The 14,577-nt window shown below is 43.4% G+C and carries 10 protein-coding genes and 1 tRNA gene; 5 read left to right on the forward strand and 6 right to left on the reverse strand.

Going from position 1 to position 14,577, the window contains the following annotated elements:
* The first annotated feature begins 17 nt into the window (after window positions 1–17).
* The gene (locus WC639_00110) at window positions 18–2,285 is read left to right on the forward strand and encodes a tetratricopeptide repeat protein (GenBank protein MFA6306204.1); all 2,268 of its coding nucleotides are present in this window, start codon (window positions 18–20) and stop codon (window positions 2,283–2,285) included.
* Window positions 2,286–2,689: 404 nt separating this feature from the next.
* On the opposite strand, the gene WC639_00115 is transcribed toward WC639_00110, so the two are convergent.
* The 6 genes from WC639_00115 to WC639_00140 form a co-directional block, all read right to left on the reverse strand.
* Window positions 2,690–3,706, reverse strand: coding sequence for a phosphoribosylaminoimidazolesuccinocarboxamide synthase (locus tag WC639_00115; GenBank protein MFA6306205.1), 1,017 nt, complete (start codon window positions 3,704–3,706; stop codon window positions 2,690–2,692).
* Window positions 3,654–4,181, reverse strand: coding sequence for a 5-(carboxyamino)imidazole ribonucleotide mutase (gene purE, locus WC639_00120; GenBank protein ID MFA6306206.1), 528 nt, complete (start codon window positions 4,179–4,181; stop codon window positions 3,654–3,656). The genes WC639_00115 and purE overlap by 53 nt, the downstream gene beginning before the upstream one ends.
* A gap of 33 nt (window positions 4,182–4,214) precedes the next feature.
* Window positions 4,215–5,699: a lyase family protein gene (locus tag WC639_00125; protein ID MFA6306207.1), complete on the reverse strand. Its 1,485-nt coding sequence runs from the start codon at window positions 5,697–5,699 to the stop codon at window positions 4,215–4,217.
* 229 nt (window positions 5,700–5,928) lie between these two features.
* A complete protein-coding gene (locus tag WC639_00130; GenBank protein MFA6306208.1) occupies window positions 5,929–7,182 on the reverse strand; it encodes an IMP cyclohydrolase in 1,254 nt (417 codons plus the stop codon).
* A 40-nt stretch (window positions 7,183–7,222) separates the two neighbouring features.
* Window positions 7,223–7,897, reverse strand: a complete 675-nt coding sequence (locus WC639_00135; GenBank protein MFA6306209.1) for a hypothetical protein — start codon at window positions 7,895–7,897, stop codon at window positions 7,223–7,225.
* A gap of 155 nt (window positions 7,898–8,052) precedes the next feature.
* Window positions 8,053–8,136, reverse strand: a tRNA-Leu gene (locus tag WC639_00140).
* A gap of 295 nt (window positions 8,137–8,431) precedes the next feature.
* Here WC639_00140 and WC639_00145 point away from each other — a divergent pair.
* The 4 genes from WC639_00145 (at window position 8,432) to WC639_00160 (ending at window position 14,534) form a co-directional block, all read left to right on the forward strand.
* The gene (locus WC639_00145; protein MFA6306210.1) at window positions 8,432–9,202 is read left to right on the forward strand and encodes an AAA family ATPase; all 771 of its coding nucleotides are present in this window, start codon (window positions 8,432–8,434) and stop codon (window positions 9,200–9,202) included.
* Window positions 9,203–9,367: 165 nt separating this feature from the next.
* Window positions 9,368–10,249 (forward strand): ParB/RepB/Spo0J family partition protein, encoded by an 882-nt coding sequence (locus WC639_00150; protein MFA6306211.1) that lies wholly within the window; start codon window positions 9,368–9,370, stop codon window positions 10,247–10,249.
* 141 nt (window positions 10,250–10,390) lie between these two features.
* Window positions 10,391–10,732 (forward strand): hypothetical protein, encoded by a 342-nt coding sequence (locus WC639_00155; GenBank protein ID MFA6306212.1) that lies wholly within the window; start codon window positions 10,391–10,393, stop codon window positions 10,730–10,732.
* Between the two features lie 166 nt (window positions 10,733–10,898).
* Window positions 10,899–14,534: a DNA polymerase III subunit alpha gene (locus WC639_00160; GenBank protein ID MFA6306213.1), complete on the forward strand. Its 3,636-nt coding sequence runs from the start codon at window positions 10,899–10,901 to the stop codon at window positions 14,532–14,534.
* The last annotated feature ends 43 nt before the right edge of the window (window positions 14,535–14,577 follow it).

Here is a 14,577-nt window from a genome sequence, read left to right on the forward strand (position 1 = left end):
AATATATATTTAAATTCATGTCCGAAAAATTCATAAATAAAATAGATGGCTTAATATCAATCTTAATCAAGGCGACTATTTTTCTCTTGCCTTTATTTTTTTTACTTTGGACTAGCGAATATTTTGAGTTTAATAAGCAATTTTTACTCCGCCTGATTATGCCTTTGGCGCTATTTTTATGGCTCGCGCGTCAAGCGGCAAGAGGAGAGATAACCATTAAAACTAATCCCTTAAATCTGCCGATTATAATTTTTTTAGCCTTAACCGGCCTGTCGGCTATTTTTAGTTTAGATATATTTTCTTCTTTTTTCGGCTCTTACGGCCGTTTTTCCGACGGCTGGCTCGGCTTATTAAGCCTGGCGATTTTTTATTTTTTATTAATCAATACCGGCCTGGCCGACAGCGCGGCAAAGATTTTTGTTTTGCTGAAATTATTATTTTATTCAGCCGGCGCGGCGGCAATTATTTCGCTGCTAGCCATGTTCGGCGCGACGCAATCGCTCGCGGCCGGCTGGTTTAATATTTTAGCTTTACCTTCGTTTAATCCGGCCGGCGAATCGTTTTTGAGTTTAGCTGTTTTTTTAGCCGTGATGGCGGTTTTAGCCGCGGGATTTTTATTTTCCGGCGCCATAAAAAAACTTGACCGTTTTATTTTTAGCGCCGGCCTGGCTTTGTTTTTAGTAGTTTTAGCGCTAATAAATTTTTATTTAAGCTGGATAATATTGGCTTTAGGCGCCGGGCTTTTAATTATTTTTTGCTGGCTTAAAATCGGTTTTAGTTTTAAAAAAATATTAAATTATTATTTATTAATTCCTATCGCCTTAATGCTGGCGGCTGTTTTAATGCTGGTCTTGCCTAACTTCAGCCCGGCTAAAATAATTTTGGGCCGCGAATTGCCGAGCGAAGTTAGGCTTGATTATAAAACAGCGGTTTTAATAACGAAAAATGTAATTAATAAAAATCCGATTTTCGGCAGCGGACCGGCGACTTTTTCCCAAAGCTTTTCCCTTTACCGCCCGGCCGAGCTTAATAAAAATAATTATTGGCAGGTTAGGTTTGATAAAAGCTATTCGCAATTTTTAGAAATACCGGCTACCTCCGGATTGCCGGCGCTTTTAAGCTGGCTCTTAGTCGTTAGCCTGATAATTTACATAAATATAATTTTATTTATCAAATATTTTAAAAATCGCCAGCCGGCGCTCGCGGACGGGGACTATGATTTAATTACCGCCGTCTTTACGGCTTTTCTTTTATTATTTTTCGCCCAGCTGTTTTTTCCGGTTAACACGGTTTTAAATTTTTCCGCCTGGCTTTTCGCCGCGCTGGCGATCGCTTTTTGGCAAATCCATAATCAAGCGGTTTTTAAAGAAAAAATATTCAATTTAAAAACAACCGCGATATTATCTTGGCTGTGGCTCCTCGGCTTGTTTTTATTAAGCGCTTTATGCCTGCCGCTGGCATTTTTTGAAATAAAATTTTTTACGGCTGAAATAGTTGCGGCCCCTGCCTTTAGCAGCGAAGCTAATTTGCTGTTAGCGGTTAAGCTAAATCCCAACCGAGCCGAATACCATATCAAGCTGGCTGAATTTTATTTAAATCGCGCGCGAGTAGAAGCGGCTAAACCGCGAGGCGAAAAAGACAATAATGTTACGGAGCTATATATTACCCGATCAATAGAAGCCGGCCGGCGAGCCGTTTTAGCCGCGCCCAATTCGGTACAAACCCACGAGACACTTGCCATGATTTACCGCGATGTCCGGCCGCTAACCATCGGAGCGGAAATTTGGGCCGTACAGTTTTTTACGAGCGCTTTAGCGCTGGAGCCGACTAATCCGATCTTAGCCGCCGAGCTGGCTAAAGCTTATTTAAATAATAATGACGCGGCCAGCGCGGAAAAATATTTTATTAAGGCCTTAGAGCTGAAAGCCGATTACTACGAAGCTAAATTTGGCCTGGCCAAAGCTTATTTAAAAAATAAAAAAGATTATTTGGCGCTTAATCTTTTAAATGAATTGGCTACGGAAGTTTATGACGCGGAAATTTTTTATGAGCTGGGCAGATTTTATTATAACCACGGCGAAATCGCTAAGGCCATAGACAGATTTAAGCTGGTTTTAAACATCGCGCCCAAACATTCCAACAGCTTATACAGCTTAGCCGTAGCTTACGAGGCTAAAGGCGATACTGAAGAAGCCTTAAAATATTATAATCAAGTATTGGAATTAAATCCGGGAAATGAAGAAGTGATTAAGAAAATTAAAGAGTTAAGCGGTAAATCCCGCTAGAAGGGTATTATAATCAGGATCTCGGTTCGCTGATTGTAAAATATTTATATATTTCGTTACTCTCTTTTTTATATGATTACATTCGTGGCGCTGCGCTAGGTGATTCCGCTCCGCTTGGGGCCGCTTTTTTAGAAAAAGCGGCGCAAAAATCGCGAGCTAGAGAAAAATTTAGGAATTTATGCCAATAATTTCTAACAAAATTTTCAACTCGCTCCGCTCAAACAGGAAAATTTTGTAAAGAAATTTTGCCATAAATTTTATCCTAAATTTTTCTAGGCTCGCCTTAAAATACAAATTCCCTGGTGAGTTTAAATTTTGATTTTTATTTTTATAAAAAAAGAAGGACACGGCTTTAAAAAAGCGGTGTCCTTTTGAAATTAATTGTTTTTATTTCTTCCCCTCGTTTACAGTATGACTCCTGCGTAAGCTTCGGCTACAGTTTTATATCGCCAGCCGATTTCGGCGATGGTTTCCTCCGGCAGAAGGGGGATGGGCGGATCAGGTTTGCCGGCTAAGCGCGCTTCATCAAGCTGGCGCTTGTAGCCTATTTTGATAAGTTCCTGACGAATAAATTCCTTGGAATGGTGTTCGACGATGCCGTATCTTAATTTATCAAGCGGTACTGGTCGATCCTCGTCCGGCGTGCAGAAAACGTCGCCAATCATTTTTTTTCTCCCCGGCCCCATAATGGGTTCGCATTTACCGTCAAGTAAAGCGTAGCCGACTCTGGCCATCGCCAGGGAGCAGGCGCCGATTAAGCGATCAATCATTGACCAATACTGGTCGCGATCCTCGGGGGTTATGCCGGCCATGGCCAGCATTTCTTCGTCGGATAGATCACGGTCGATTTTTTCAAATTTTGTCGTGAACATATGGATCGGGTAGGGGAACGGGGTTCCGACTGCAGGAATAACACCGGCCGGCAAGCCATAATCTTCCGGCTTCTTTTTACCTGATCTGAAATCGCGATCAATACTGCCGGCATTATTAAGGCGATAAATATGTTCGGCCGGGATGACATAGTTTTCGTCTTTCGCGGTCATGTGGCGATTCGTAATGATCTGGGCTTCTTTGACGCGGATAGTCACATCGTCAATCTGCTCCACGAAATGGGTGGGTATGCCTATTTCCGCCGCTATCCGGAAAGATTTGACCGCACAAGCACACATAGCCCTGTCTTTTCCCGGAATGCCGTAGCTGGCCCGTCCGACGTCAAAGACCGAAAACCATTTCGTAAAACGGAAAGCGATGTCGGTTTTATCCACCCGATAGATGTCTTTGGCGCTACCCCTTCTAATTAACGTTAAATTCGTGAGTTTCATGTTCTTATCTCCCTTCCATTTTTGTTTTTTGGTTACTGGCTCAAGGTTAATCAGGCCAGCCGGCTTTTTTAAGTTTTTCCGCTTTATCTCTGGTTTCATATATTAGTTTTTTGCGGTATGTAGAGAGCTTATTTTCTATCGCGGTATCACTAATCGCCAGAATTTCTATGGCCAGAAGAGCCGCATTGGCCGCTCCGTTAATCGCCACCGTTGCTACGGGAATTCCTGTGGGCATTTGCGCGCTTGAAAGTAACGCGTCAAGTCCGTTGACCGCTGTCAACGTTTTACCGGCTATAGGTATGGCTATTACCGGCCTGACTGTTCGAGAAGCTATAGTTCCAGCCAGATGAGCGGCGGCTCCGGCCGCGGCGATAAAAATTTTACAACCGCGATTTTGCTCCCAGTCCCTGACAATTCTCTCTAAATCTTCAGGCGTACGGTGAGCGGAACAGATTGTCGCGGCATAAGGAATTTTGAATTCTTCAAGTATTTCTTTCGCTTTTTCAACGATCGGTACGTCCGAATCGCTGCCGATAATAACTCCGACTGCAATAGGTCTTTTTTCCGTTGTCATGACTTCCTCCTCCTTTGGCGGTTAGTGGTTATTTTATTCTTTCAAAATTTCTTGATACAGAAACGCTTCATTGCGCAAGAGGAACGACGGGCTGAAAAGTTTTTTCCATTCCGCCTTGCATGATTCATCAGAGAAGATTTTGGCGAGAGCCTGGTTCCACTTCGCAACGTCAGCTTCAGACGCTTTCAACAGCTCATGCGTTGCCAGCGATGCCGTGAGTATTTTTGTCTCAATGGTCATGCCGCAATCGCAAGCAGTGTTTTTAAACCTTTCGAGCCATTGGTCCGCCTGAGTTAAGTCTTTAAGAGTCATGGTTTTATACTCTTTCATCAGTTGATCCGGTTCAAGGACATTAAAAGCGGCCAGTTGCACGATGCGATAACATTCTTCGGCAGTTAAGCCAAGCGCGACCGCTTTCTTTTTGATAAATTCTTTAGCTTCATCCGAGGCATAGCAGCCGCGAGATTCAACAATCTCCATCAGCATGTTTTCCTGATGCACATCAAGCCCTGACAATACTTTATTCATAGTTTCAAGGCAATGGATGACGATGTGGAATAAATCAGGCCAGGCAACTCGCTCGACGCATGACTGCTCAATGGCTCTTTCCTCCCAGGTGCGGATGTTCTGCAAGATGGCAATAAAGCACCCCATCCCCAGCCTGGACATGCCTTCCATTTGTTCGGTGCTTATCGTATTCCGCTTATGCGGCATAGCCGATGAACCCATTTGTTCCTTATTAAATGGTTCCTGATAAATTGGGCGGCCGCTTCTCGCTCCCAGCCTTATGTCAAGAGAGATTTTTTCCAGCGTAAAAATCAGCTGGCAAAGCGCCGACGCGAGCATAGCATATATTTCCCGCGGCATAATTTGGGTAGCGCCGTAAAATGGCTTGAAGCCAAGGTAGCCCAAGGTTAATTTTTCCAATTCCGGATCAATATTTCCGTAGTTGCCTACGGCGCCGGACATTTTTGAAAAATTAAGATAGTGTTCGATAAATGAGAGGAGCCGGAGGTCAATAGCCAGCTGTTCGCGCCAGCCAAGGCATCTTTTGCCGAAAGATTGAAGTTTGGCGCCTTGGCCGTGAGTATGCGCGTACATGACAGTGTATTTATATTTAACGGCCATTGTTCCAAGAATGTTAAAAGTAATTTCAACCTCTTTTTTAACTTCAGCCACCGCATCTTTTAACATTCTAATAAACGCCGACTCTTCCGTGTCGTAGGAGGTTATATCTTCATGCACCTTAGCCGCGTCATCTTCGTCCAAATGCCTGTTTCGTTCTCCGAGAAAAGAGTTGAGATCATGTTTTAATCTCTTCTCTAATTCATGAAGATAAGATATATCGATTGGGTGCTTTCCCCAGATTCCTATAATCCGTCGGTATATTTTATCTTGCAGTATGCCTAACTCCACCCTGGCCCGCAGCAACATTTTTTCGGTCATTTCCCAAAGTAAATATTTTCTTGGTTCGTTAAATATCTCCTCTATCTTTTGCTTCTGGTATCGCTTTATCATCTCTTTCACCTTTTCCTTTCGTTTAAGTTATTGGTTTATATTTCTGTTTCAGTTAATTTATTTTAATTTTAAGGAACATAAAAAGCCAGCTCCTCCTAAGCCGGCCTCCTTTTAGTTTTTGTTATATTAGAATAAAATGGGAGAAAAAGCAAGCGTAAAATTTTATAATAAAAAAAGGGTTTCGGCTTGTAGGCGCGAAACCCTGTATAGTCCTCTTGGCGAGGATGGTTTAGTGTTTGAAGCTTCTCTGCCCGGTGTAAACCATCGTAACATCCACCTCGTTGCAGGCTTCAATGGATTGGTAATCGTTATCCGATCCACCCGGCTGAATAACGCAGGAGATTTCCTCCCTAATTCCGACATCAACTCCGTCGCGGAAAGGGAAGAACGCATCGCTTACCATTGCGGCTCCGGACAATCCTCCTTTTTCTCTCGCCACCCTTTTGTCTATTTCCGCTTTTCTATCTTCATCTTTAAAGTCGTTATATGCAATTCCGTATGTTTCAAAGCAATACCTGTCAGCCAGCTTTCTGTAGGCTTTATCTCTGGCTATCTCGGCAACTCCGACCCTGTCCTGCTCACCGGTTCCGATGCCGACGGTCACTTTATCTTTAACATAGATGACCGAATTGGAAGTAACACCCGATTCGACCAGCCAGCCAAAAAGCATATCTTCGTATTCTTCCTTGGTTGGTTTTCTGTTTATTCTGTAAGCGTTTCCCTTGTACACGCACTCGGCAAGCCTGAGACTCTCTTTAGTACGGGCTTCGGGCACGAATGACCATTGAGCGACAATTCCGCCGTCTATGAGGCTTTTGAATTCAACGCATCTTTTACCGACAAAAGCCCAGAGTCTTTCTATATTTTCGATTCTAATCACCCTTAGATTTTTCTTCTTCGCGAAAATATCCATGACTCCGGTTTCAAATTCAGGCGCCACCACCACTTCGGCATACTGCATGTTTATCGCTTCGGCCGTCGCCAAGTCAACCGCTCGGTTAAGCGCGATACAGCCGCCGAAGGCCGCGACTCTGTCCGCCATATTGGCCTTGATATATGCCCGTTCAAGAGATTCATCCTGGGCAACGCCGCAAGGGTTGTTATGTTTAACAATAACCACGGTGGGCGTGTCGGTAAAATACCTGAGAATGTTCAGGGCATTATCCGCGTCGGTCAGGTTGGTTTTCCCGGGATGCTTGCCGGACTGAAGCAGTTCGATATCTGAAGCAAGACAATTGCCCGGCAGAATTGTCTGTGTCTCACCTAGTACCAGGTTCCCGTTTGTAAGCTTGTAAAGAGCGGCCTCCTGCCCCGGGTTTTCCCCGTAGCGCAGCCCTTTTTCCACACCGTCGATCGTCCAGGTTGCTTTTTCATAAAAAAGTGTCTGTCGCTTTTTTCCGTCAACAAAGCTGATTTCCATTTTTGGCGGGAAATGGTCATCCATAATGGTTTTATACATTTTTTTTAGGTCTTGTTGTGCCATTTATCTTACCTCCCTACGGTACGGTTAAATGGTTAATCGATTATTGTGTAGCATTTTTTACATCATCAATAGTTATGTCGCCGAGGAAGTCGGCGATATTTCGGTCGTATCTGGCCGTATGGCTGAATGCCTTTTTGGCCAGGTTAAAGCGTAAGCCTAAAGGGATTGCCCCTTCATTTTTTTCCATTGCTATAATGACCGGAATATAATCAGTCGGGTCAACGACTGAAGCCACACGCAGGAAATTCTTGGCCGAGGCTCTTATCATACAAGGCCCGCCGATATCAATATTGCCCCGCGCTTCTTCGGCCGTTACGCCAGGTTTCAAGATGGTTTTAGAAAAGGGGTAGAGATTAACCACGACCATATCAATAGGAACGCTTTTTGTTCTTTCCAGATCCGCCTGATGGGCTTCGTTATACGTTTCAGTAAGAAGCCCGAGATATATTTTGAAATCAAGCGTCTTAACCAGGCCGCCCTGGGTTTCGGGCTGTCCGGTATAATCAGCTACTTGAGTTAAACAGCTTTTGGCTCTGTCGCCGAGGATTTTGGTAATTTCTCCGAACGTACCGCCGGTAGAAAAAATTCTGATGCCCGGATTTATTTCCATAAGCTGCGGAATAAAAGGATCAAGGCCCTTTTTGTCTGAAACGCTTATTAACACGTTTCTTACCTCTACCAAACCATCAATTTTTTCAACAACATTGATTGACATAATCCACCTCCATTTTTTAAGTTGCAGTTAGTTTATATTCACCTGAAATATCGCCAAGCTCCTTAATGACAATTCTAATTTTTAAGGAACATAAAAACCAAACTCCTTGTTTGGTCTCCTTTGGTCGCCTACGCTAAAGCTTAGACGAACCGATGTGCCGCTGGTCGGAGTCGAACCGACATGGGATTGCTCCCACACGATTTTGAGTCGTGCGCGTCTACCAGTTTCACCACAGCGGCTTGATTATAAAATAAAACTAGCAATTATTGCTAGCGGTTTTATTATAAATTATATCATTAAAATTGTCAAAGCAAGAGAAATGAGTTATAATATTGTGGTAAATATAAAATTATATGTCATTGCGAGAAGCCCGTAATCGGGCGACGAAGCAATCTAATTATTTGTCATCTCGATGAGCGGAGCGAGGAGAGATCTATAATAGCTGGTTAGCGCGATTACTAAATATTATAGATTTCTCGCCTACGGCTCGAAATGACAAAAAAATATTGTCGCTCGCAATGACGAAACTGCCAAATGGGTAAAATTATTTCCATAGTCAATCAAAAAGGCGGGGTGGGTAAAACCACCACGGCTTTAAATTTGGGCGCTTATTTAGCTTATCTCGGCAAGCTGGTTTTACTCGTGGATATTGACCCGCAGGCTAACGCCACCTCCGGCTTAGGCATTGACCATAAAAACTTGGAGCATGGAGTTTATGAAGCTTTAATCGGGCAAAAGCCGATTTTTGAAATTATAAAATACACTTTGCAGGACGGCTATAAAATCGCTCCGGCCACGATCGCTTTGGCCGGCGCCGGCATTGAACTCGTCAATATGGAAGACAGGGAATTCAGGCTGGCGCGAATTTTAGATCTTGTTAAAGATGAATATGATTATATTATTATTGACGGACCGCCATCAATGGGATTATTAACGGTAAACAGCTTAGTGGCCGCGGACGAAGTCTTAATTCCGATTCAAAGCGAGTATTTCGCCTTAGAAGGCTTAAGCCAGCTTTTAGAAACTATCGGTTTGGTGCAAAATAATTTAAAGCCGGAATTAGGCATTATGGGCGCGGTCATTACCATGTTTGATAAGCGCAACCGCTTGTCCGGCTCGGTCATGAACGAGCTTTACCAATATTTTCCCAATAAAGTTTTTAGAAGCATTATTCCGCGCTCGGTTAAGCTGGCCGAAGCGCCGAGCTACGGCCGATCCATTTTATATTATGACCCGGCGTCAAAAGGCGGCCGGGCGTATGAAAAATTGGCAAGAGAGGTAATTGATTTAGAGAGAAAATATTAATAAAAAAATCCCAAACCCCAATATCCAATGACCAATAAAATCCTAAATTTTAAATCCCAAAAATTAAATTAGGATTTGGAGTTTAAAATTTTATTGGGCATTGGGATTTGGAAATTAGGGTTTAAAAATTTTAAAATAATTAATTAAATATAATTTTATAACAATATGCCTAATAACAGCCTTGGTCGGGGACTAGGCTCCCTGATTCCGCAAAAAGTCAATAGAGCCGCTATGACATCGGCCGGCGATGCCGTGGTTGACGTGACCAGCGTTGATGACAGAGGAAAAGTTTTGCAGTTAAAACCGGACGAGGTCGCGCTTAACCCCATGCAGCCGCGTAAGAATTTTAACGAGCATCAGCTTAACGAGCTGGTTGAATCAATTAAGCAGTACGGCATTATTCAGCCGCTGATCGTTACGCAAAAAAACGGCAAGTATGAATTAATCGCCGGCGAAAGGCGCTTAAGAGCGGCGAAAATTTTAGGTCTTACGTCCGTGCCGGCCATAGTCAGGCAGGCTGACGAGCAGCAAAAACTGGAACTGGCGCTCGTAGAAAATCTGCAAAGGGAAGATTTAAACGCGATTGAAACGGCCATCGCTTACCGCAAGCTGATTGACGAATTTAATTTAAGCCAGGAAGAATTAGCGGTTAGAGTCGGCCGGTCGCGCCCGGTCATAACCAATACTTTAAGATTTTTAAATTTGCCCGGAGAAATCCAGGAAGCTTTAATCCAGGGGAAAATTACCGAAGGCCATGCCAAAATAATCGTCGGGCTAGAAAGCGAAGCCCGGCAATTCGCGCTGTATAAAAAAATATTATTAAATAAAATGACGGTTGACGACTCGCTAAAAGAAACCAGGATTATGGGCGGGACCAAGCAGGCCAGGATTAAGATAAATTACGCTGATAAAGACAAAGAATTCGCTTTCCGCCAGTTTTTCGGCACCAAAGCCGAAGTTAAGCGCAAAGGCAAGGGCGGAGAAATTATTATTTATTTTTATAGCGACGAGGAGCTAGGGGAATTAGTGGCTAAGATAAAAAATTAATTTTTTTGTCATCTCGACGACTGCAGGGAGGAGAGATCTATAATACTAAGCGCGGCCATAAAAACAAGGTAATTTTAGCTAAGATGTATTATAGATTTCTCCCCCGCAAAATGCGGGGTCGAAATGACAGAATAATAAAATATGGATGATATTAAAGACAAATTTAAAAATAAAAAATTTCAAGCGAATATTATAATTTACGCCGTAATTTTTGTTATTATAATTTTATTATTAAATTGGCTGGTAAAATCCGGGCAAACTTCTAGAAATAAAAATCAAGAGGAAAATTTCAGCGATTACTATAAGAGCTTATTAGTTAAGTGCGATAAGCAAGACGAAAAAATATATAACTGCTGTTTTGCTTCGGTGGCTTATATGGCGGCCAATAACTTGGAACTGGCCGGCATCGGCTGCCAGCCGGCGTTTAAGCTTAATACTTTCGGCTGCTTAGGCTCTTATAAGTGGTGCGAGATGGTTAGATAATAAAAACAAAAAAATAAAAATCGCCCGATGAATCGAGGCGGTTTTTTTGTTTGCTATTTTTCTGCAAAATGTTATATTAAAAAGGTAAAAATCCCCCCGCCCGCCTCGCAAGCGAAGCGTTGCGGGCAAGGCCCGACCCCCTTTGTCAAAGGGGGCGAGAAAAAATATGAAATTTACCCATCTCCACGTTCATAGCCATTACTCTCTCTTAGACGGATTGACTAAAATTGACGAGTTAATTCAAAAAGCCAAAGATGAAGGCTCTACCAGCCTGGCCTTAACCGACCATGGCGTTATGTATGGCGCCATAGAATTTTATCAAAAATGCAAAAAGGCCGGCATAAAACCGATTATCGGCGTGGAAGCCTATTTAGCGCCCGGGTCACGCCTTGATAAAAACGTCAAAGCCGATGAAAGAAATTATCATCTGGTGCTTTTGGCTAAAAATGAAATCGGCTATAAAAATTTGATTAAACTGACTTCTATCGCGCATTTAGAAGGCTTCTATTATAAGCCGAGGATTGACTGGGAAGTTTTAACCAAGCATAAAGACGGCCTGATCGCCTTAACCGCCTGTTTGGCCGGCGAAATTCCCAAACTGATAACGGCCGATAAATTAGATAAGGCTAAAAAAAGAATTTTAGAATACGCCGAATTATTCGGGTCGGGAAATTTTTATTTGGAACTGCAGAGCCATCCTAACCTTGAAAATCAAGCTAAGGTCAACCGGGCTTTAATAAATTTTTCGCGCGAACTAAATCTGCCTTTAGTAGCGACCAATGACGTCCATTATTTAAATAAAGACGACGACGAAGCGCAGGACGTTTTGCTTTGCCTGCAGACTAAGAAAAAAAAGGAAGATCGGGACAGGATGACGATGATCGGCGGCGATTATTCTTTTCGCGGAGTAAAAGAGATGACCGAGTCTTTTGAGCATGTGCCAGAGGCGATCGCCAACACGGAAACCATCGCCGAAGCCTGCAATTTAGAAATTGAACTGGGTAAAATCCAATTGCCTTATTTTTCCGTTCCGGACGGGCAGAATATTGACGATTATATTGATAATTTATGCCATCAGGGCTTAATTGAGCGCTACGGCAAAAGCTATGGCGAAATTGATCCGGTTATAAGGGAAAGAATGGATTACGAGCTAACCGTCATTAAAAAAATGGGCTGGCCGTCATATTTTTTAATTGTTTCCGACTTTGTCAATTGGGCGAAAAACAATAAAATCGTGGTCGGCCCGGGCCGCGGTTCGGCCGCCGGCTCCCTGGTTTCTTATTTATTAAATATCACCAATATTGATCCGCTTAAATATGATTTATTGTTTGAGCGTTTTTTAAATCCGGACAGAATCTCCATGCCGGATATTGATATGGATTTCGCCGACGCGAGGCGCGACGAGGTTTTAAGATATGTGGAGAATAAATACGGCAAAGACCATGTTTCGCAAATAATCACTTTCGGCACCATGGCGGCGCGGGCCGCGATTCGCGACGTCGGCCGGGTGCTTGGCTATCCTTATGAATTATGCGATAAATTGGCCAAGATGATTCCCATGTTTTCTAAAATCGATCAGGCGGTTAGCGAAATCGGCGAGCTGAAAGAAATTTACAGGACCGATCAGGCGGCCAAGCAGGTTATTGATTATGCCAAACGGCTTGAAGGCGTGGCGCGGCATGCCTCAACCCATGCTTGCGCGGTCATTATCACCAAAGATGCTTTAACCGAGTATGTGCCTCTGCAATACGCTTCTTCCTCGGACCGGACTATTGTCTCGCAGTTTTCCATGCATCCGGTAGAGGATTTAGGGCTTTTAAAAATGGACTTTTTAGGCTTGAAAAATTTAACTATTATTGAGTCGGCCATAAAAATCATTAAAAATACCCGCGGGCTTCTAATTGATATTGATAAAATTCCGCAAGACGATGAGCTGGCTTATAAATTATTTCAAGCCGGGGAAACCACCGGCGTGTTTCAATTTGAATCCAGCGGCATGAAAAGATATTTGCGCGAGCTTAAGCCGACTGAATTTGAAGACATTATCGCCATGGTGGCTTTATACCGCCCCGGGCCCATGGAATGGATTCCTGATTATATTAACGGCAAGCAGGGCAAAAAAAAGCCGAATTATCTGCATCCCAAGCTTGAACCCATACTTTCAAAAACTTATGGCGTGGCGATTTATCAGGAGCAGGTCATGCAGATCGCCCGTGATCTGGCCGGCTTTACCATGGCCGAGGCCGATGTTTTAAGAAAAGCCGTGGGCAAAAAAATCGTTAAGTTATTAGGCGAGCAAAAAGAAAAATTTATTGACGGCTGCGTTAAAAACAGCATTCCCAGCCAGCTGGCCGAAAAGATTTTTTCTTTTATTGAGCCTTTCGCCGGCTACGGCTTTAACCGCTCTCATGCCGCCTGCTACGCTTTAATCGGCTATCAAACCGCTTATTTAAAAGCGCGCTGGCCCACGGAATTTATGGCCGCTCTGCTTACCGCCGACCAGCAGAATACCGACCGCATCGCCATTGAAATTGACGAATGCCGGCATATGGGCATAAAAGTCATGGCGCCGGATATAAACCAATCTTTTGATTCTTTCACTGTGGTAACGTCCGGCACGGAAAAAAATATGGCGGTTAACCCGGATGAAGCGCCGGACACTATCCGCTTCGGGCTCAAAGCCGTGAAAAATATCGGCGACCATATTGCCGAAGAAATAATCATTGAGCGCAAAAAGAACGGGCCGTACAAAGATATTACCGATCTTTTAGAAAGAGTCTGCGATAAAGATTTAAATAAAAAGTCGCTGGAAAGCTTGATCAAATCGGGCGGACTTGATAAATTCGGCGAACGCGGCCGGCTCTTAGGCAACATGGACAACATTTTGGAATTTAACCGCGAAACCACTAAAACAAAATCCAACGGCCAGGTCAGCCTGTTTTCCGATGCCCCGAGCTTGAATTTCAGCCGCCAGCTTAAGCTTGTTTCGGCGCCGGCCGCCACGGGGCGCGAAAAATTAGCTTGGGAAAAAGAACTTTTAGGCCTTTATGTCAGTGAGCATCCTTTTTCCGAGTTTAAGCAATTTTTAAATCAAGCGGTTTTGCCGGTGGCGCGCTTGGCCGAACATAAAGCCGATCAGCAGATTTATGTCGGCGGCGTTATTACCAAGATTAAAAAAATAATTACTCGCTCTAACGAGCCCATGCTGTTCGTTAAGATTGAAGATAATAGCGGCAGTTTGGAAATATTGGTTTTCCCGAGCCTGTTAAAAGAGAATAATTTAATTTGGCAAGAAGGCAAAGTGGTGCTGTGCCAAGGCAAATTATCCGATAAAGACCAGGATCTTAAATTGCTGGCGAATAAAGCGGTTGAGCTTAAAATTGAAACCGCCGGTGAGGCGATAAAAAAATTCACGGCTTCGGGCAACGGGAAAAACAGCCACGAGCCGAGAAAATTTTTTGGTTATCAGCGGCCGAAATCTTATCCGCCGGCTCGCCTCGCTGACCCGCGCTACGCCGAAAGCTTCAGCGAGGCGAGAGCTCCGGCGAAGCGGGCCGGCACAGCGCCGACGGCGAAGCATTTAATTTTTGAAGATGATAATTTATATATAAATTTAAATTCAAGCATCAACGCTTCGGCGCTGGAAAAATTAAAACAAGCGCTTTTAAAAAATAGCGGCGATAAAAAAGTATTTTTTAAATTATCGTCCGGCGCCGGCGCCAATATTAAATTAGTTGAGACCGATTTTAAGGTTGATTACAATAAATTTTTAGTTGAAGCCATAAATAATATTTTAAAATAATAGCTATTAGACAAAAAATGAAAAAATTGGTAGAATAAAAATA

Source organism: Patescibacteria group bacterium, from assembly GCA_041662965.1.
Taxonomy (GTDB): Bacteria; Patescibacteriota; Patescibacteriia; order Patescibacteriales; family GWC2-42-12; genus JACPHD01.